The organism is Bradyrhizobium sp. JR3.5 (assembly GCF_054057015.1).
Genome location: NZ_JBSRYV010000002.1, coordinates 1,706,021 through 1,725,994, shown reverse-complemented (window position 1 = coordinate 1,725,994; position 19,974 = coordinate 1,706,021). Strand labels below are relative to the sequence as shown.

Here is a 19,974-nt window from a genome sequence, read left to right as displayed (position 1 = left end):
CCTTCGAGACGCCGCTACGCGGCTCCTCAGGATGACGGGGAAACAGGGCTGCCTCGCTCAGCTCGTCGTCAGATACCCCCTGATCGCCGGCAGGAAGAAGATCGCGATGTTGATCGCAAAGCCGATGCTCCAGAGGATCGAGCGCAGCGTCGGGCGGTTGCCGATATAGGTGAAAACGTAGGCGATGCGCACGATCAGGAACAGCACCGCCAGTTCGTCGATCAGCCGCAGCGGGCCGACGCGGAATTCGGCGAGCAGCACGGCGAAGGCGAAGAACGGGAAGGCCTCGATGCCGTTCTGGTGGGCGCCGAGCGCGCGCGAGCGGATCGGGTCGTCGTAGAAATCGGGATCGCGCGGTTTCGAATTGTCGAAACCGCTTATGCCGGCCCATTTCACCGATACGATCGTCAGCAGCGAGAGCAGCAGCGTCCCGAAAACGCACCATTCGGCGATCGTCATGGTTCCTCCCCATTCACGGACCGGAACGTAGCCAACCGGCACTCGGCTTGACAAGGTTGGAGCAACGCGCGAAGCCCAAAGCCCCCAAGTGAAGGACTTTAGGCGCAACGCCATCATGAGCACGGTGATCCCCTTCGAGAGCGCGAAGCCCGCCGCGGCGCCGAAGCCGGAACGCGTCGGCGTGCTCCTGGTCAACCTCGGCACGCCGGATACGGCGGATGCCGCCGGCGTTCGGGTCTATCTGAGGGAATTCCTGTCCGATCCGCGGGTGATCGAGGACCAGGGGCTGCTCTGGAAGCTGATCCTCAATTGCATCATCCTGCGCGTCCGTCCGGCTCGCAAGGCGCGCGACTATCTGAAGATCTGGAACACCGCGAAGAACGAGTCGCCGCTGAAGACGATCACGCGCTCGCAGGCCGACAAGCTGGCGGAGGCGATCGCCGATCACGATCACGTCGTTGTCGACTGGGCGATGCGCTACGGCAACCCGTCGATCAAGCAGCGCATCGAGGCACTGGCGGCGCAAGGCTGCAGCCGGCTGCTGCTGGTGCCGCTCTATCCGCAATATTCCGCTGCGACGTCGGCGACGGTCTGCGACGAGGCGTTTCGCGTGCTGGCCGCCATGCGCGCGCAACCGATTCTGCGGGTGACGCCGCCTTACTACGACGACCCCGATTACATCGAGGCGCTCGCGGTCTCGATCAATGACCACCTCGCGACATTGCCGTTCGAGCCCGAGATCATCCTCGCATCGTTCCACGGCATGCCGAAGGCATATGTCGACAAGGGCGATCCCTATCAGGCGCAGTGTATTGCCACGACCAACGCGCTGCGCAAGCGGCTCGGGCTCGATGCCGGCAGGCTGATCCTCACCTTCCAGTCGCGCTTCGGCAATGCCGAGTGGCTGCAGCCCTATACCGACAAGACGGTCGAGAAGCTGGCCAAGGACGGCGTGCGGCGAATTGCCGTGGTCATGCCCGGCTTCTCCGCCGATTGCCTGGAGACGCTGGAGGAGATCGCGCAGGAGAATGCCGAGATCTTCCGGCACAATGGCGGCGAGCAGTTCGCGGCCATCCCCTGCCTCAACGACAGCGACGGCGGCATGGACGTGATCCGCCAGCTCGTGCTGCGCGAGCTTCAGGGCTGGATCTAGCGAGGCTTGATCCAGGCGGGTTTGATCTGATTGTTAACGATCCGTGACAGCGGACACAGTGGTTCGTTCAGCCTTGCTGCATCTCGTGTTCAGCTTGCGTGCATCTGGCAGTCCGACAGCCGCTTCCTATGTGCTAGAGAGAACAACAGCCGGCTGAACCGGCGGAGCGGTCCTGCCGACCAATGCACGACCGTGCCTGGCGACGGTCTCGCGGGTCTCGCGGTGCCTTGGAGGACTTTATGACTGGCTTCGACATTTTCGCGATCGCGCTTGTTCTTCTCGTCATCGTCACGCTGTTCGCCGGGATCAAGACCGTTCCGCAGGGCTATGACTGGACCATCGAGCGGTTCGGCAAATACACCCGCACGCTGTCGCCCGGCCTCAATCTGATCGTGCCGTATTTCGATCGCATCGGGCGCAAGATGAACATGATGGAGCAGGTGATCAACATCCCCGAGCAGGAGGTGATCACCAAGGACAACGCCACCGTGACGGTGGACGGCGTCGCGTTCTTCCAGGTGTTCGATGCCGCGAAGGCGAGCTACGAGGTCGCCAATCTCAACCAGGCGATTATCGTGCTGACCATGACCAACATCCGTTCAGTGATGGGCTCGATGGACCTCGACCAGGTGCTGTCGCATCGCGACGAGATCAACGAGCGGCTGCTGCGCGTGGTCGACGCCGCGGTGTCGCCCTGGGGCCTCAAGGTCAATCGCATCGAGATCAAGGACATCGTGCCGCCGGCCGACCTCGTCGAGGCGATGGGCCGGCAGATGAAGGCCGAGCGCGTCAAGCGCGCCGACATTTTGCAGGCGGAAGGCCAGCGGCAGTCCGAGATCCTGCGCGCCGAGGGCGCCAAGCAGGGCCAGATCCTGCAGGCCGAAGGCCGCAAGGAGGCTGCGTTCCGCGACGCCGAGGCGCGCGAGCGCTCCGCCGAAGCCGAGGCGAGAGCCACCCAGATGGTCAGCGATGCCATCGCCAAGGGCGACGTCGCCGCGCTGAATTATTTCATCGCCGACAAGTACATCAAGGCGTTCGGGCAATTGGCCGATTCGCCGAACCAGAAAGTGCTGATGCTGCCGATCGAGGCGACCAGCATCCTCGGCTCGCTCGCCGGTATTGGCGAGATCGCGAAGGCCACCTTCGGCGAGAGTGCCGCATCCGCCGCGGCCGCCGCACGGCGCGGCTCGGTGCCGCCGGCCGGTCCGACGCCGCCATCGCCGGTGCCGCCGCAGCGGTAAGGGCGTGACAATGACTGCTTCGGCGCGCTCCGTTCACCTCTCCCACAAGGGGAGAGGGGCTTTAGACCGTTGAGAGGTCACGTCATGGCCGAGATGTTTTCGACATTGGGTACCTGGAACTGGCTGATCTTCGGCTTCATCCTGATGGCGCTGGAGCTCGCCGCGCCCGGGGTGTTCCTGTTCTGGCTCGGGCTCGCGGCGCTGCTGGTAGGCCTCCTGTCGTTCGTCTTCACGCCGTCCTGGCAGACACAGCTCCTGATGTTCGCGGTGTTCGCCGCGTTGGCGGTGCCGGTGTGGCGGCATTTTGCCCGGGGCGCGACCGAGGCGAGCAAGACCAATCCATTCCTCAACCGCCGCAACGAAGCCCTGGTCGGCCGCGAATTCACGCTGGAGAAGCCGATCGTCGATGGATCAGGCACGGTGCGGATCGACGACACGGTCTGGCGCGTCGCCGGCCCCGATGCGCCGGCCGGCAGCCGGGTGAAGGTGGTCCGCGCCGATGGCGCGAGCCTGACGGTGGCGGCGGTCTAAGGCGCGACGATTTCTTAGTTGAGTCAAGCCGGACCGGAGACTCGTTTCGCCTCTCCCGCTTGCGGGGGAGGCCGACGCGCGTAGCGCGGCGGGTGGGGGCTCTCTCCACGATGGGATTCGCGGTGATACCCCCACCCCAGCCCTCCCCCGCAAGCGGGAGAGGGAGCGCAGCGTCTTCGCGGTTGCCAGTTCCACCTAACTTCATCACGGCTTAGCTGCCGCCCTGTTTGCTCCAGCGCCCGGCGAAGCGACTGAGCGGCGTGAAGGTTTGGAACAGCTCCCGGCCGAGCGCGGTGAGGCCGTAACCATCATCCGTCAGCTCGACGAACCCGGCCTCGCGCAGTTCGGTCAACCGCGTCTGCAGGATCGTCGGTGAGGCCTCGTCGCAGGCGGTGCGCAGCGCGCGCGAGGTCAGTGCGCCCTCGCGCAGCTCCCAGAAGATGCGCAAGGTCCAGCGCCGTCCGAGCAGATCGAGCAGCGCCATGATCGGGCGGCCGGTCCGCGAGCCGCGGACGCCGGGTTTTGCGGTCGGAACCTGCTTCGCCATGTCGCTAGTCCCTCTTGAATCTCGCTTGCGTCGATCGCTACAGATATTGTAGCGTTTAGCTACAGTAAATGTAGCAACGAGATCAGCCCATGTCACGCATCGCGCCGCTCGATCCGCCTTTACGCCGCGGACGTTCAACAGCATTTCGACCGCATCATGCGCGGCAAGCCGCCGCTGGTGCTGTTCCGTATGATGGCGGGCCACCCGCGCGCCTGGGAGAAGTTTCGCGGCGGCAGCCTGCTGGACCGCGGGCCGCTGCCCCTGCGGGAACGCGAGATCGTGATCGACCGGACCTGCGCGCTCAATGCATGCGAATATGAATGGGGCGTGCATGTCAGCGCGTTCGGCGCCGCCGCCGGGCTGTCGGAGCAGCAGGTTCACGCCACCGTGCGCGGCAAGGCCGATGCCGACTGCTGGTCGCCGGCCGAACAGGCGATGATCGCTGCGGTCGACGCGTTGCATGCGCGCGCGACGCTGGATGACGCGGAATTCGCGGCGCTGTCGGCGCATTATGATGACGATCAAGTGCTGGAGATCATCCTGCTGTGCGGCTTCTACCGCACGGTCTCCTACCTCGCCAACGCGCTGGCCCTGCCGCTGGAGGCGACCGCAGCGCGGTTTCCGAGCTAACCGCCGTCATTGCGAGGAGCGAAGCGACGAAGCAATCCATGCCTCCGCGAGCGGAGAGATGGATTGCTGCGCTTCGCTCGCAATGACGGGAAGAAGCGTGGCCCTACGCCACGCCCGCGCGCAGCAGATCGTGCAGATGGATGATGCCGACCGGCTTCTTCGCATCGGTCACGATCAGCGTCGTGATCTTCGAGGCGTTGAGCAGCTCCAGCGCTTCGCCGGCCAAGGTGTCGCGGCTGATCGTCTTCGGCGTCTTGGTCATGACCTCGTCGACCGACAGCGTCAAAAGCTCGGGGCGCGTCAGCTGCCGGCGCAGATCGCCGTCGGTGACGATGCCGATCAGATGGCCGTGGCGGTCGACGATGCCGACGCAGCCGAAGCCCTTCGAGGTCATCTCGACCAGCGCGTCCGACATCTTGGTACCAAGCGGCTTCAGCGGCAGCGCCTCGCCGCTGTGCATCAGGTCGCGGGCATATTTCAGGAGCGCGCCGAGCTTGCCGCCCGGATGCAGCACGCTGAAATCGGTCGAGGTGAAGCCGCGGCCTTCGAGCAGCGCGATCGCCAGCGCATCGCCGAGCGCCAGCATCATCAGCGAGGATGTGGTCGGCGCCAGATTATGCGGGCAGGCCTCGCGGGCCTTCGGCATGGTGAGCTGCACGTCGGCCGCCTTGCTCAGCGTCGAGTCCTTGTCGGCGGTCATCGCGATCAGCGGGATGCCGAAGCGCGCGGCATAGGCGATCAGATTGCGCATCTCCGGCTGCTCGCCGGACCATGACAGCGCCAGGATCGCGTCGTCGGCGGTGATCATGCCGAGGTCGCCGTGGCTGGCTTCGGCGGTGTGCACGAAGAACGCCGGCGTGCCGGTTGAGGCGAAGGTCGCGGCGATCTTGCGGCCGATATGGCCCGACTTGCCGAGCCCGGTGACGATCAGCCGCCCCTTGGCCTTGCGGATCAGCTCGGCCGCCGCCGTGAACGCCGCGCCGAGGTCGGACTTGAGTGCCGCGGAGAGCGCAGCGACGCCGCTTGCTTCGGCATCGAGGGTGCGGAGCGCCGACTGAACGGCGCCATCATCGGGGCCGGATGATTTGGTCATCAGCGGTTTCGGTTTGGCCATTTCGGATTCCAGGGGAGGGTTTTTGCACCCGGGCGTCTCCCTTAGCACGTTCGATTCCGCGATGCGACGCGCGGCGGAGGATCCTCAACGGCTCATTAACCATAACTGTTTTAACTCCATTAACGACGTTTTTCGCCGCCCGGCGAGATGCGTACGTCAAGTGCATGTATTCGTTGGAGTATTTCCATCGTGTGGCGGCGGCCAGCAAGCGGCCCAAATCGGCGCGGATGCTTCATTCGCGTGGTCTTGCCATGCCTTCTGCTGGCTCCTGCGCTGACCGCGACGACCGGGCTCGCCAACGCTCAGACCGTGACGCCCGATCTGTTCAGCCCGAACCGGCAAAGCCAGGTCATCACCCAGGATTCGCCGCTGCGCCCCGGACCACCGCCGATGCCATGGATCCGCTCAACGGCTTGAGGCTGCCCGACGCCGATCCCGGCCGGCGTGCCTCGTCATCGTCGACGTCAACCTCAACCTCGGACCGCGTCGGACAGGTCCCGACCTACGGTCTGCCTGCCGCCAATGGTGCCGCGACATCAGGCTATGACTCGCTCAATCGGAAGCGCCTGAAGCCGAAATATTATCCGGGCCAGGCCAAGCCGAAGCCGCCGCCGGGACCCGGCTCGCCGGTGCCCACGCCACAACCGTTGACCGCGGCCGGGCAATTGCGGCTGTCGATCCCGCCGTCGGAGACCGCCAGCAAGCCGCCGTTGCCGCCGGCGATGGCCGGCACCATCGTCGGCCAGCCGCCGCGCAGGCGGCTCAAGATCGACGACGATCCGTTCGGCGCGGTCGGCGACTACGCCGGCTCGTTCATGGTCAAGACCGCGGTCGAGGTGATGGCCGGCTACGACACCAATCCGGGCCGCTTGAACTCGCCGCAGGGCAAGGCGTTCTACATGGTCGCGCCGGAATTCCTCGCGGTGTCGGACTGGGAGCGCCACGCCGTCGTCGCCGATCTGCGCGGCTCGTTCACCGGCTACGGCTCCCAGCTCACGCCGATCGACGGCACGCCGCTGTCGGCGCCGCTCGATATCGACCGCCCGAGCTTCACCGGCCATATCGACGGCCGTCTCGACGTCTCCAGAGACACGCATCTCTTGGCGCAGGCCCGCATGCTGGTCTCGACCGACAATCCCGGCAGCCCGAACGTGCAGGCCGGCCTCGCCAAATATCCGCTCTACTCTACGGTCGGCGGCACCTTCGGCATCGACCAGCATTTCAACCGCATGCAGGTCTCGCTCGGCGCCACCGTCGACCGTACCGATTATCAGTGGTCGAAGCTGACCGACGGCACCTCGTCGTCGAACGACGACCGCAACTTCACGCAATATGGCGGCATCGGCCGCCTCAGCTATGAGCTCAACCCGGCGGTAAAGCCGTTCATCGAGGTGCAGGGCGACAGCCGCGTCCACGATCTCTTCCTCGACCGCGCCGGTTACGCGCGCGATTCATCGGGCGGCTACGCCAAGGCCGGCACCTCGTTCGAGTTCACGCGGCTGTTGTTCGGCGAAATTTCGATCGGCTACGCGATGCGCGATTACGCCGATACGCGGCTCAACCGGCTCGAGGGGCTGCTCACGACGGCCTCGTTGACCTGGACCGCGACGCCGCTGACCACGGCCAAATTCTATTCCGACACCCAGCTCGGCGAGACCACGCTGCCCGGCACCTCCGGCGTGCTGTCGCGCACCTACACCGTCGAGGTCGACCACGACTTCCGCCGCTGGCTGACCGCGATCGGCAAATTCACCTACGGCACGCTCGAGTACCAGGGCGACAACCGCAACGACACCATCTACTCGGTGTCCGCCGACCTGATCTACAAGATGACCCGCAGCCTCTGGATCAAGGGCACGGTCCGCCGCGACTGGGCTGGATTCGAACCTGGCGGGACAGAGCTCGGCATCGACGGTCGTGATGCTGGGCGTGCGGGTGCAGAACTAGCGGCGAGGATGCGCAAGTCGCATCTCAGATGAGGTGTCGTGCCCCGCGAAGGCGGGGCACCCAGTACGCGGCGGCTTATCCGTTGAAGCTCTGACGTCTCTGGAATACTGGATCGCCCGCTTTCGCGGGCGATGACAGTTCAGGTGTGGCTGCAGTCCGGCCTGATGGCCGGGCGCCTACCCCGGCAGGTCGGTCTTGCCCATCAGGAAGCTGTCGATCGAGCGTGCGCACTGGCGGCCTTCGCGGATTGCCCAGACCACGAGCGACTGGCCGCGGCGCATGTCGCCGGCGGAGAAGATTTTCGCGCGCGAGGTCTGATAGTCCTGCAGGGAGGCGCGGACATTGCCGCGCTGGTCGAGCTCGACGCCCAGCGTCTTGAGCAGGCCCTCGTGCACCGGATGGACGAAGCCCATCGCCAGCAGCACCAGCTCGGCGTCGAGCGTGAACTCGGTGCCGGGCAGCGGCTTGAACTTGTCGTCGACCTTGACGCAATGCAGCTTGGTGACCTTACCGTCCTTGCCCTCGAACTTCGTCGTCAGCACGGCGTATTCGCGCACTGCGCCTTCGGCCTGGCTCGAGGAGGTCCGCATCTTCAGCGGCCAGTTCGGCCAGGTCACGCCCTTGTTCTCGTGCTCGGGCGGTGCCGGCATGATCTCGAGCTGGGTCACGGACTTGGCGCCTTGCCGGAACGAGGTGCCGATGCAGTCCGAGCCGGTGTCGCCGCCGCCGATCACGACGACATGCTTGCCGCCGGCCAGGATGTCGGCGGCGCCGTTCAGCGGCTCGCCGGAGACGCGGCGATTCTGCTGCGGCAGGAAATCCATCGCGAAGTGGATGCCGGCGAGATCGCGGCCGGGGATCGGCAGGTCGCGCGGAGCTTCCGCGCCGCCGGTCAACGCCACGGCGTCATACTGCTTGGCGAGCTCCTGCGGGTCGATCGCACCGGGCGTCGAGCCGCCCACGGCCTTGCCGTAATGGAACGTGACGCCCTCGGCTTCCATCTGCGCCACGCGGCGGTCGATGATGTCCTTCTCCATCTTGAAGTCGGGAATGCCATAGCGCAGCAGGCCGCCGGCCTTGGCGAACTTCTCGTAGACATGCACCTCGTGGCCGGCACGCGCGAGCTGCTGCGCGGCGGCCATGCCGGCGGGGCCGGAGCCGATCACGGCGACCTTCTTGCCGGTCTTGGCGGCCGCGATCTCCGGCTTCAGCCAGCCATTGTCCCAGGCGCGGTCGACGATCGCGCATTCGATGGTCTTGATGGTGACCGGGTTGTCGTCGATGTTGAGCGTGCAGGACGCCTCGCACGGCGCCGGGCAGATCCGGCCGGTGAACTCGGGGAAATTGTTGGTCGAGTGCAGGTTGCGCGAGGCCTCTTCCCAGTTGCCCTGATAGACGAGGTCGTTGAAATCGGGGATCTGGTTGTTGACCGGGCAGCCCGGCGTGCCCGGCGCGGTCGAGCCGGTGCCGTGGCAATACGGGATGCCGCAGTTCATGCAGCGCGCGGCCTGGTCCCGCGTGTCCTTCTCGCTCAGCGGAATGACGAACTCGTTGAAGTTCTTGAGCCGCTCGGCGACCGGCTCGTACTTGCGGTCATGCCGCTCGATCTCGAGAAAACCTGTGATCTTACCCATTGAAACCCGATGCCCCTGCATCTCAGTTGTCCGTCATTCCGGGCTGCGCCGCGAGGCGCAGACCCGGAGGTCTCGAAGTGGTTTGGCGAGATTCCGGGCTCGCGCCAATGGCGCGCCCCGGAATGACGCCCGGTGATATTACGCGCCGATCGCGATTTTCGGCTCGGCGTCGGCGTTGGCCTTCATTTCCTTCAGCGCGCGGCGGTACTCCACCGGCATCACCTTGCGGAATTTCGGCAGCCAGCTCTTCCAGTCGGCGAGGATCTCGGCCGCCTTCTTCGAAGAGGTCAGCTTGGCGTGACGCGTGATCAGGACATGCAGCCGCTCCACGTCGGACTCGAGCAGGTTCTGGAACACGTCGACCCGGCCGTGCGCCTCGAGATCGCCGGAGTGATGGTAAGTGTCGGCGTTGATCATCTCCTCCGACAGCACCGGCTCCAGCTCGACCATCGAAAGATTGCAGAGCTTGTTGAAGTCGCCGCTCTCGTCGAGCACATAGGCGATGCCGCCCGACATGCCGGCCGCGAAGTTGCGTCCGGTCTTGCCGAGCACCACCACGATGCCGCCGGTCATGTATTCGCAGCAGTGATCGCCGGCGCCTTCGACGACCGCGACCGCGCCGGAGTTGCGCACCGCGAAGCGCTCGCCGGCGATGCCGCGGAAGTAGCACTCGCCCGCGATCGCGCCGTACATCACGGTGTTGCCGACGATGATCGATTCCTCCGGCACGATGCCGGAGTTCTTCGGCGGCTTGACGATGATGCAGCCGCCCGAGAGGCCCTTGCCGACATAGTCGTTGCCTTCACCCTCGAGCTCGAAGGTGACGCCCTTGGCGAGCCAGGCGCCGAACGCCTGTCCTGCCGTGCCCTTCAGGCCGACATGGATGGTGTCGAGCGGCAGGCCGGCATGGCCGTAGATCTTGGCCACCGCGCCCGACAGCATCGCGCCGGCGGAACGGTCGGTGTTGTTGATCTCTTCCTCGATCTTGACCGGCGCGCCGCGATCGAGCGCGGCCTGCGCCTGCTCGACCAGCCGGCGGTCGAGCACGGCTTCCAGGTGGTGGTTCTGGCTTTCCGAGTGATAGATCGTCTGGCCCTTCTCCTCCTTCTGCCGCACGAACAGCTTGGAGAAATCGAGGCCCTTGGCCTTCCAGTGCGAGACCAGCGCGGTCTGGTCCAGCATCTGGACCTGGCCGACCATCTCGTCGAACGTCTTGTAGCCGAGCTGCGCCATGATCTCGCGCACTTCCTCGGCGACGAAGAAGAAGTAGTTGATGACGTGCTCGGGCTGGCCGGTGAAGCGCTTGCGCAGCACCGGATCCTGGGTCGCAACCCCGACCGGGCAGGTGTTGAGGTGGCACTTGCGCATCATGATGCAGCCCGCCGCGATCAACGGCGCGGTGGCGAAGCCGAACTCGTCGGCCCCGAGCAGCGCGCCGATCACGACGTCACGGCCGGTACGGAAACCGCCGTCGACCTGGACCGCGATACGGCTGCGCAGCCGCTGGCGCACCAGCGTCTGATGGGTTTCGGCAAGACCGATCTCCCACGGCGAGCCGGCATGCTTGATCGAGGTCAGGGGCGAGGCACCGGTGCCGCCCTCGAAGCCCGCGATGGTGACATGGTCGGCGCGTGCCTTGGCGACGCCGGCCGCAACCGTGCCGACGCCGACCTCGGACACCAGCTTGACCGAGACCTGGCCGTCCGGATTGACGTTCTTGAGGTCGTAGATCAGCTGGGCGAGGTCTTCGATCGAGTAGATGTCGTGATGCGGCGGCGGCGAGATCAGGCCGACGCCCGGCGTCGAATGCCGCACGCGCGCGATCGTCGCGTCGACCTTGTGGCCGGGCAGCTGGCCGCCTTCGCCGGGCTTGGCACCCTGCGCCATCTTGATCTGCATCATGTCGGAGTTGACGAGATATTCCGTCGTCACGCCGAACCGGCCCGAGGCGACCTGCTTGATCGCCGAGCGCATCGAGTCGCCGTTGGGCAGCGGCTTGAAGCGGTCGGATTCCTCACCGCCTTCGCCGGTGTTCGACTTGCCGCCGATCCGGTTCATCGCGATCGCGAGCGTGGTGTGCGCCTCGCGCGAGATCGAGCCGAACGACATCGCGCCGGTCGAGAAGCGCTTGACGATGTCCTTGGCCGGCTCGACGTCCTCGAGCTTGACCGGCTTGCGCTTGTCGTCCTCGGCGCTCTTGATCCGGAACAGGCCGCGCAGCGTCAACAGACGCTCCGACTGCTCGTTGAGGATCTTGGCGAACGCCCGGTAACGCTCCAGCGAGTTGCCGCGCACGGCATGCTGCAGCGTCGAGACCGATTCCGCGGTCCAGGCATGGTCCTCGCCGCGGGTGCGGTAGGCATATTCGCCGCCGACATCGAGCGCGCTCTTGTAGATCTGGCCGTCGCCGAACGCGTCGTTATGACGACGCACGGTCTCCTCGGCGATTTCGCCAAGGCCGACGCCCTCGATGCGGGTGTGGGTGCCGGCGAAATACTTGGCGACGAAGTCGGCCTTCAGGCCGACCGCGTCGAAGATCTGCGCGCCGCAATAGGACTGGTAGGTCGAGATGCCCATCTTGGACATCACCTTGAGCAGGCCCTTGCCGATCGACTTGATGTAGCGCTTGACGATCTCGTAGTCGTCGAGCGCGCCGGGCAGCCGGTCCTTCATCGCGAGGATGGTCTCGAACGCGAGATAGGGGTTGATCGCCTCGGCGCCATAGCCGGCGAGGCAGGCGAAGTGATGCACTTCGCGCGGCTCACCCGACTCCACGACGAGGCCGACCGAGGTACGCAGGCCGGTGCGGATCAGATGATGATGCACGGCGGCGCAGGCCAAGAGCGACGGGATCGGAATCCGGTCGGTGCCGGTCATGCGGTCCGACAGGATGATGATGTTGATGCCCTCGCGCACCGCGCCCTCGGCGCGCGCGCAGAGCTCGTCGAGCACCTGCTCCATGCCCGCCGCGCCGAAGCCGGCGTGGAAGGTGGTGTCGAGCGTGCGCGACTTGAAGTGGGTCTCGGGAACGTCGGAGATCGAGCGGATCTTCTCGAGGTCCGCGTCGGTCAGGATCGGCTGCCGCACTTCGAGGCGCTGGGTCGAGGCGACGCCCTGCAGGTCGAATAGGTTCGGCCGCGGCCCGATGATCGAGACGAGGCTCATCACGATCTCTTCGCGGATCGGGTCGATCGGCGGGTTCGTCACCTGCGCGAAGTTCTGCTTGAAGTAGGTGAATAGCTGCTTCGGCTTGTCCGACAGCGCCGAGATCGGCGTGTCGTTGCCCATCGAGCCGGCTGCCTCCTCACCGGTGGCCGCCATCGGCGTCATCAGGATGGTGATGTCTTCCTGGCTGTAGCCGAACGCCTGCTGGCGATCGAGCAGCGGCAAATTGGAGCGCACGCCCTTGGCAGGCGCATCCGGCAGCTCCTCGAGCTGGATCTGGGTGCGGTGCAGCCAGTCATTATAGGGATGGCTCTTGGCGAGGTCGGCCTTGATCTCGTCGTCGGGAATCAGGCGGCCCTGCTCGAGATCGACGAGCAGCATCTTGCCGGGCTGCAGCCGCCACTTGGTGACGATCTGGTCCTCCGGAATCTTCAGCACGCCCATTTCGGACGCCATCACGATGCGGTCGTCCTTGGTGACGAGGTAGCGCGCCGGGCGCAGGCCGTTGCGGTCGAGCGTCGCGCCGATCTTGCGGCCGTCGGTGAAGGCGATCGCGGCGGGGCCGTCCCACGGCTCCATCAGCGCGGCATGATATTCGTAGAAGGCGCGGCGCTGCTCATCCATCAGGGGATTGCCGGCCCACGCTTCCGGAATCATCATCATCACGGCGTGCGGCAGCGAGTAACCGCCCTGCACCAGGAATTCGAGTGCGTTGTCGAAGCAGGCGGTGTCGCTCTGGCCTTCATAGGAGATCGGCCACAGGCGGCTGATGTCCTTGCCGTAGAGCTCCGAATGCACGGAAGCCTGCCGCGCCGCCATCCAGTTGACGTTGCCGCGCAGCGTGTTGATTTCGCCGTTATGGGCGATCATCCGGTAGGGATGCGCCAGCGACCAGGTCGGGAAGGTGTTGGTCGAGAAGCGCTGATGCACCAGCGCCAGCGCGCTGTCGAAGTCCGCTTCATGCAGGTCGGGATAATACTTGCCGAGCTGGTCGGCCAGGAACATGCCCTTGTAGATCACGGTGCGGCACGACAGCGAGCACGGATAATAGCCCGCCATGCCGCGATCGCGGCGCTGATAGATCGCCTGCGAGATCGACTTGCGCAGGATATAGAGCCGGCGCTCGAAATCGTCCTCGGTCTTGACCGCATTGTTGCGGCCGATGAAGACCTGCATGTGATAGGGCTCGGTCGGCTTCACGGTGACGCCGAGCGAGGAATTGTCCGACGGTACGTCGCGCCAGCCGAGCAGCTTGAAGCCCTCGTTCTTGATCTCGTCGGCGATGATGCTCTTGATCACGTTCCGCCACGCGGCATCGCGCGGCATGAACAGTGCGCCGATGGCGTATTCGCCGGGCTTCGGCAGCTTGAAGCCGAGCTCGGAGGTCTTGCGCGCGAAGAAGGCGTGCGGGATCTGCACCAGGATGCCGGCGCCGTCACCGGCGCGCGGGTCGGCGCCGACGGCGCCACGATGCTCGAGGTTACAGAGGATGCTCAGCGCGTCGGAGACGATCTGATGCGACTTCTGGCCCTTGATGTTGGCGATGAAGCCGACGCCGCAGGAATCCTTTTCCAGGCTCAGGTCGTACAGGCCTTCGGCCTGCGGGCGCCAGGTGTGAAGCTCGGGGGTTGTGCGGTCCAAAGGACGCATCATGCGCGGCATCGGCGGCTTTCGAGTCCGCGGTCGCCGACAGCATGCCTGTCACGATGGTTTCGCGCTCGAATTCCGACCCGCTCATGTGTCCTCTCCCTTTCGTAAGGGGCCTCACCGTATTTGGCGCACCTTGAACGTTGCGGCACCCACCGGGCCACCGCTCGTCCGCCGCGAGCCGCATTTTCCTAAATTCAGGCGACGGGCGTTTCAACGTCCCCTAGGGGACGGCCCTGCCTGCAGCATTCTCGGAGCCCGTGGCGCCGAGGTTTCGTTGCAATCCCTATGCCGGAATGGCCTCGAAATTGAGACAGCTCTGCTGTCCTAACCTCGACCTTGCCAAATTTTTGTCTATCACACAAGCGCGAGGAAGTCCTCGCCCGCATGCTTGGATCGGACAGCTCGGCGGGCCCGCCGCGCCCCTGATTCGAAGCAAACACGCCGTGATCTGGCCCAAGGAGGGACCAAGGACCGCCGGAATTCAAACCGAAATTTTGCCCGGCACGCCGGTAAGAGAGCGGGAAGCTCCGAGAGGCGGGCCAGACAGGAGTTACGGCGATGAAGTTGTTCACAGGTTCGGTTGCAGCCGCCGCCCTCGCGCTCAGCGCAGCCTCGGCCCAGGCGCAGCTGGTGACATCCGTCCGGATTGGCAGCCCGGCTCTCGTCAGGGTATCCGACATGGACGGGCCCTATGCCGCCATGCCCGAGGTTCCGCCGCCGCCGCGCTTCGGCCGCGTCCCGAGCCTTTTGCCGCCGGTCGAGGTCTACACCGTGCTGCGCGAGAACGGCTATCTGCCGCTCGGCGCGCCCCAGCAGCGCGGCTTCGTCTACACGATTTCGGTGATTGACCAGGGCGGCGACGACGGCCGGCTGGTGATCGACGCCCGCGACGGGCACATCATCCGCTTCACCCCGGCCTACCGGCTCGGCGACAACTACGAGGAGGAGATGAGCGCGACCTACGGCCCGGTCGGCCCGATGCCGCGGGCGATCCAGGCGAGGGTACCGCGGCCGCCGCTCCCGATCCCGCATGTCGCGAGCCGCGTGCCGGTGCCGAAGCGGAGCCCGCTCGCGTCCAGGTCAGCGCCCGGTCCGGCGCCGGCTTCTGCCCCGGCGGCGGCCCAGGCTCCCGCGCCAGCGGCCCAGGCCGCCGTCGCCCCGACCGCTGCGCCGAGCCCGGCAACCGCACCCGCGCCGGCCGAGCAGGCCGCGGCGGCGCCCAAGCCGACCGAAACCCAGGCGGCCGCACCGCAGGCCGTCCAGCAAGCCGAGGCTCCGACCGTTGGTCAGGCCGCTCCACCGCCGCCGGCGCCTGCGATCCTGCCGACCCAGGAAATGCCGAAGGTGCAGGGACTGGAGTGACAGAGGTCGCTGCGCTTCATCCGGGCTACGGCACCACGATAGAAAAAACGCCCCGGTTTCCCGGGGCGTTTTCGCGTTCAGCCAATATCTGCTGACGCGAGATGTGCCGCTTAGGCCGCGACCTTGCTGGCCGAGCCGTCAACCACCTGCGGGGCCTTCTCGCCGCCGCCGATCGGAATGCTGCGGGGCTTCTTGGCCTCGGGAATCTCGCGGACGAGATCGACATGGAGCAGGCCGTTCTCGAGCGAAGCGTTCTTCACCTGCACGAAGTCGGCAAGCTGGAAGACGCGCTCGAAGGCGCGGGAGGCGATGCCGCGATAGAGCACTTCGGCGCTGTTGCCGGAGTTCTCGTTGGCGGTTTTCTCGCCCTTGATCGTCAGCGTGTTCTCTTTCGCGACGATCGAAAGCTCGGCCTGCGAGAAGCCGGAGACCGCAACGCTGATCCGGTAAGCATTCTCGCCGGTGCGCTCGATGTTGTAGGGGGGATAGCCGGGGCTGCCGTCCGAGGTCACCTGATCGAGCAGGCTGAAGAGGCGGTCGAAGCCGACGGTGGAACGATAGAACGGAGTGAGGTCGTAGGTACGCATAGGGGTAGTCCTCCAATGAGCGACTGTTTCAGTTACCCGCCCGCCATCGGGCCGGGCTTAGATGTGTGCAGCCTGATGTTCCGGTTCCGAAACACTGGTAGCGGCCTGCACTGAGGTGATATGGGAGGGGTCACGTCGCGTTCAAGAGGCGGAAACCGCGTCGCTTTTTTTCGGCGCCGGCGTCCTTGATCTGCACCCTGTCCCTCCACGCCGGTCTCCTGCATGACGCTCGTCTCGATCCCCGCCAACCCGGTTCCGGACGACGTTGTCAGTGGCACCATCAAGACTCCCGATGGAGCCGAGCTGCGCTTCGCGCGCTGGGCGCCGCCGCCCGGCCGCAAGGGCACGGTCTGCGTGTTCGGCGGGCGCGGCGAGATGATCGAGAAATATTTCGAGACGGTGCGCGACCTGCGCGACCGCGGCTTTGCGGTGGCGATGATCGACTGGCGCGGGCAAGGGCATTCGTCGCGGCGGCTGCGCGATCCACGCAAGGGTTACGTCCGCGACTTTGCCGACTACGAGGTCGACGTCGAGGCCTTCGTGCAGCAGGTGGTGCTGCCGGATTGCCCGCCGCCCTATTTCGCGCTGGCGCATTCGATGGGCGGCGCGGTCATGCTGCGGGTCGCGCATGCCGGCAAGCGCTGGTTCGACCGCATGGTGCTGTCGGCGCCGATGATCGACCTGCCGCGCGGGCGCGTGTCGTTCTTTCCAAGCGCGCTGCTCCGGATCATGCGACTGGCCGGGCAGGGCGGCCGCTACGTTCCGGGCAGCAGCGACGAACTGGTCGGCCTCGCGCCCTTCATTGGTAATCCCGTGACCAGCGACCCGGTGCGCCACGCCCGCAACGCTGCGATCCTGGAAGAAGACCCGACGCTCGGCATCGCGGCGCCCACGATCGCCTGGGCCGACACCGCATTCACCGCGATGCGCACTTTTCGCGGCATGTCGTATCCGTCCGAAATCCGCCAGCCGATCCTGATGCTGGCGGCGAGCAATGACGAGGTGGTGTCGACGGCGGCGATCGAGGAGTTCGCCTACCATCTGCGCGCCGGTTCGCATCTCGTGATCGCCGGCTCCAAGCACGAGATCCTGCAGGAGCAGGATCGCTACCGCGGGCAATTCTGGGCGGCGTTCGACGCCTTCGTGCCGGGCACGCCGCTGTTCAAGTGAACGATAGCGTTTTCGAGCGAAGTGGATACCGGTTCGCGTGAAGAAAACGCGTCAAAAAGAAATCTAGCCCTGCAGCAGCGCAACGATCCGGTCGGGAAAGCGCTTTTCCACGAACAAGGTCCTGACCTCGGCGACGCTGAGATAGCGGTCCTTGCCTTCGCCCTTGCCCATGATGTCGAGCAGCACCGGCCACTCGCCGAGCATCAGCAGCGGATAGTAGCAGTGCAGGATCGCGTAGGACGCCGGATGCTCGTCCTTGGCGCGCTGGAAGTTCGCCGCCATGAAGGTCTTGATCTCGGAGGCCGACAGCCCGCGTTCGACGCTGCCGTCGGGGGCCTTGTGGTCCGTGCCGAAGGTGGCGAGCCGCGCGATCTCGTCCTCATGCACGACGGCATGCTGATCGAGGATGCGCGAGCCGGCGCCGTGCTTGTCGAGCGGGCCATTGCGCAACTCGTCGAGGATCGCGCCCTGCAACAGGCTGCGAACCTGGCTGAACGGACCGATGCCGTTGGCCATCTGCGCGACCATGAAGATCTTGGCGCCGGCGCTGAGCGCCGGAAGGCCGGTCTTGCCGGTGGCGCGGTCGATGGTTTCGGTCAGCTTCGGCAGCGGCACGATATGGCCGCCGACATAGTCGCCGGCGACCAGCGCACGCAGGAACGGGCACGGATTGTCAGGGGAAACCTGCGGGGCGGGTGCCGCGCTTGCAGCCGTATCGGACATCAAACCACATCCTGAAAGCTTCAGCTTAGAAAGCATCCATTACCGGTGGATGAATTCGCTCAGGAATCAGCGGCGAATTTCGAGTTGGATGCAACCAGAGCGAGTTTGCCGAAGGGGAGGCCGGCTTTCAAGAGGCCTTCGCGATAGAGCGCGATGTCGGCCGGGTTCTTCCAGTGGAAATTGCGCAAATGACGTTCGACCGTGAGGTCGGGATGATTGGCGAGCAGCGCCTCGGCCGCCTGCGCGGCTTCGTCGGCGCGGCCGAGCTGGGCAAGTGCCGCGGCGCGCACCGCAAGACCCTGCAGGTGGTTCGGGTTGAGATAGAGCGTTTCGCGCGACCATGACAGCGATGCGTCGTATTGTCCGAGCAGGTAATGGCTGAACGCGTTCAAAGCTCCCCATTGGTAGCGCGGATCGCTGTTGCCACGCTGGACCGCCGTCGAGAACAGATCGACCGCCTTGCGATGATCGCCGATCACCATGTGGCAGATTCCAAGCACGCCGCGGGCGCCCATGTCGTAGGGATTGAGCTCGATCGCCCGCTTGATGGCGTCCATCGCGGCTTCGTAGTGGCCCTGCATCGCATGCAGATAGGCCAGCAGCGAAAATGCGAACGAGGAGCGCGGGTCGAGCCGGACCGCTGCTCTCGGCCAGGCTGACCGACGAGGCCCACAATTCGCGCGTGCTCGGAATCCAGCCGAACTGGATACTCTGGATCTGGATCAGCGCGAGATAGGCGCGCGCGATCGACAGCGCAGGGTCGAGCTCGATCGCCTCCTTGAACAGTGCGATCGCGGTTTCGCAATCGTCCTTGGTCTGGTGATAGTAGTGCGACAGACCCTTCAGGAAGCGGTCCCATGCGGTCAGTTCGGCGTTCGGCGAGCGCGCCGGTGCCGAGGCCTCGGCGCGGTAGATCTCCTGGGCCACCGCGGCGGAAAGGTTGGCGGTGATCTCGTCCTGCATCGCGAACAGGTCGCCCATGTCGCGGTCGTAGCGGCCGGTCCACAGCTGCTCGCCCTTCTCGGGCGCGATCAACTCGGCGGAGACGCGGATCTTGTTGCCGGCGCGGCGCACCGAACCCTGGATCAGATAGGTCGCGTCGATTTCGCGCGCGATCAGGCGGGTCGAGACGTTCTTGCCCTTGTAGGCGAAGGTCGAGTTGCGGCTCAGCACGCGGTAGAAGGATTGCAGCGACAGCGCGTGGATCAGATCCTCGGTCAGGCCGTCGGAGAAATATTCGTCGGCGCCGCCGCTCAGATTGTCGAACGGCAGCACACCGACGATCGCGGTCCGGTATTGCCCTGGCAGATGCGGGCCGTCATCCGGCGTCTTCTCCTGGAGATCGGATCCGGCCGGCGCCCAGGTCCAGACATGGACCGGCTCGGTGATGTTCTTGAAGCGGTGCGGGCCGGCATCGACCAAGGTGACGGCAAGCCGCCGTCCTGACTCGGTGCGGGCCTTGTCCGACACCGCGATGCCGCCGGGCACGGCAACGGTCTCGAGGCGGACCGCGATGTTGACGTCGTCGCCGAACACCTCGTCCTCGTCGGCCATGACGTCGCCCATGTGGACGCCCATCCGGAAGTGCATGGCGCGGTCGGGCGGCAGATGTTCGTTGCGCTCGGCCATCAGGGTCTGCATCGCGACGGCTGCTTCGATCGCGCCGATGATGCTCGGAAATTCCAGCAGGAAGCCGTCGCCGGTGTTTTTGACGATTCGGCCGCCGTGGTTGAGGATGATCGGGTAGATCGCGCTGCGATGCGCCTTGAACGAGGCATGCGTCCCCGCCTCGTCGACACCCATCATGCGGGAATAGCCGGCGATATCAGCGCAAAGAATGGCAGCGAGCCGTCTTTCCATGTCTCCTGTGCCCTGGAATTGGCCACTTAGCCGAGGTGACCGAATCCGATACTTACAAGACAGGCCGGGTCCGGCGGAAGCTCGGTTTACGGGCACCTATAATGCATAGTAGCAGGAATTGGCATGCGACCAACGGATCGTACAATCCGTTTCTCTACTGAATTCGTGTGTCGCTGCGATGGTGCAGGTTGGCTGACGGTC

General features: G+C 65.5%; 13 protein-coding genes and 2 pseudogenes. 7 read left to right on the top strand and 8 right to left on the bottom strand.

Annotation, left to right across the window (positions count from 1 at the left end):
* Positions 1-57: 57 nt before the first annotated feature.
* Positions 58-459, bottom strand: coding sequence for an MAPEG family protein (locus ACVWW1_RS25025; protein WP_456657782.1), 402 nt, complete (start codon positions 457-459; stop codon positions 58-60).
* 115 nt (positions 460-574) lie between these two features.
* On the opposite strand from ACVWW1_RS25025, the gene hemH reads away from it, so the two are divergent.
* From hemH to ACVWW1_RS25010, 3 genes are all read left to right on the top strand, one after another.
* Positions 575-1,612 (top strand): ferrochelatase, encoded by a 1,038-nt coding sequence (gene hemH, locus ACVWW1_RS25020; protein WP_456660671.1) that lies wholly within the window; start codon positions 575-577, stop codon positions 1,610-1,612.
* A 239-nt stretch (positions 1,613-1,851) separates the two neighbouring features.
* Positions 1,852-2,853 (top strand): SPFH domain-containing protein, encoded by a 1,002-nt coding sequence (locus tag ACVWW1_RS25015; protein ID WP_176529097.1) that lies wholly within the window; start codon positions 1,852-1,854, stop codon positions 2,851-2,853.
* Between the two features lie 84 nt (positions 2,854-2,937).
* Complete coding sequence (locus ACVWW1_RS25010; RefSeq protein WP_456657781.1) at positions 2,938-3,384, top strand: NfeD family protein; 447 nt, start codon at positions 2,938-2,940, stop codon at positions 3,382-3,384.
* A 211-nt stretch (positions 3,385-3,595) separates the two neighbouring features.
* On the opposite strand, the gene ACVWW1_RS25005 is transcribed toward ACVWW1_RS25010, so the two are convergent.
* Positions 3,596-3,931: a winged helix-turn-helix transcriptional regulator gene (locus ACVWW1_RS25005; RefSeq protein ID WP_456657780.1), complete on the bottom strand. Its 336-nt coding sequence runs from the start codon at positions 3,929-3,931 to the stop codon at positions 3,596-3,598.
* 89 nt (positions 3,932-4,020) lie between these two features.
* On the opposite strand from ACVWW1_RS25005, the pseudogene ACVWW1_RS25000 reads away from it, so the two are divergent.
* Positions 4,021-4,561 (top strand): annotated as a pseudogene (locus tag ACVWW1_RS25000) (carboxymuconolactone decarboxylase family protein).
* 103 nt (positions 4,562-4,664) lie between these two features.
* Here ACVWW1_RS25000 and ACVWW1_RS24995 read toward each other — a convergent pair.
* The gene (locus tag ACVWW1_RS24995) at positions 4,665-5,675 is read right to left on the bottom strand and encodes a KpsF/GutQ family sugar-phosphate isomerase (RefSeq protein ID WP_207832995.1); all 1,011 of its coding nucleotides are present in this window, start codon (positions 5,673-5,675) and stop codon (positions 4,665-4,667) included.
* Between the two features lie 395 nt (positions 5,676-6,070).
* On the opposite strand from ACVWW1_RS24995, the gene ACVWW1_RS24990 reads away from it, so the two are divergent.
* The gene (locus tag ACVWW1_RS24990) at positions 6,071-7,654 is read left to right on the top strand and encodes an outer membrane beta-barrel protein (protein WP_456657779.1); all 1,584 of its coding nucleotides are present in this window, start codon (positions 6,071-6,073) and stop codon (positions 7,652-7,654) included.
* Between the two features lie 144 nt (positions 7,655-7,798).
* Here ACVWW1_RS24990 and ACVWW1_RS24985 read toward each other — a convergent pair whose 3' ends face one another.
* The gene (locus ACVWW1_RS24985; protein ID WP_456657778.1) at positions 7,799-9,256 is read right to left on the bottom strand and encodes a glutamate synthase subunit beta; all 1,458 of its coding nucleotides are present in this window, start codon (positions 9,254-9,256) and stop codon (positions 7,799-7,801) included.
* Positions 9,257-9,394: 138 nt separating this feature from the next.
* Complete coding sequence (gene gltB / locus ACVWW1_RS24980; protein ID WP_456660670.1) at positions 9,395-14,071, bottom strand: glutamate synthase large subunit; 4,677 nt, start codon at positions 14,069-14,071, stop codon at positions 9,395-9,397.
* A 558-nt stretch (positions 14,072-14,629) separates the two neighbouring features.
* Between gltB and ACVWW1_RS24975 the strand changes: the two genes are divergently transcribed.
* Positions 14,630-15,433 carry a hypothetical protein gene (locus tag ACVWW1_RS24975; protein ID WP_456657777.1) on the top strand — a complete coding sequence of 268 codons (804 nt, stop codon included), beginning with the start codon at positions 14,630-14,632 and terminating at the stop codon, positions 15,431-15,433.
* Positions 15,434-15,543: 110 nt separating this feature from the next.
* Here the strand turns inward: ACVWW1_RS24975 and ACVWW1_RS24970 are convergent, their stop codons facing one another.
* Entirely contained in the window at positions 15,544-16,020 is a 477-nt protein-coding gene (locus tag ACVWW1_RS24970) for an Hsp20 family protein (protein ID WP_176529107.1), read from the bottom strand.
* Positions 16,021-16,242: 222 nt separating this feature from the next.
* Here ACVWW1_RS24970 and ACVWW1_RS24965 point away from each other — a divergent pair, with 222 nt between their 5' ends.
* Entirely contained in the window at positions 16,243-17,190 is a 948-nt protein-coding gene (locus ACVWW1_RS24965; protein WP_456657776.1) for an alpha/beta fold hydrolase, read from the top strand.
* Positions 17,191-17,253: 63 nt separating this feature from the next.
* Here the strand turns inward: ACVWW1_RS24965 and ACVWW1_RS24960 are convergent, their stop codons facing one another.
* On the bottom strand, positions 17,254-17,913 hold the full coding sequence (locus tag ACVWW1_RS24960; RefSeq protein WP_456657775.1) for a hypothetical protein: 660 nt from the start codon (positions 17,911-17,913) through the stop codon (positions 17,254-17,256).
* Positions 17,914-17,972: 59 nt separating this feature from the next.
* Positions 17,973-19,773, bottom strand: a pseudogene (locus tag ACVWW1_RS24955) (adenylate/guanylate cyclase domain-containing protein).
* Positions 19,774-19,974 lie beyond the last annotated feature (201 nt).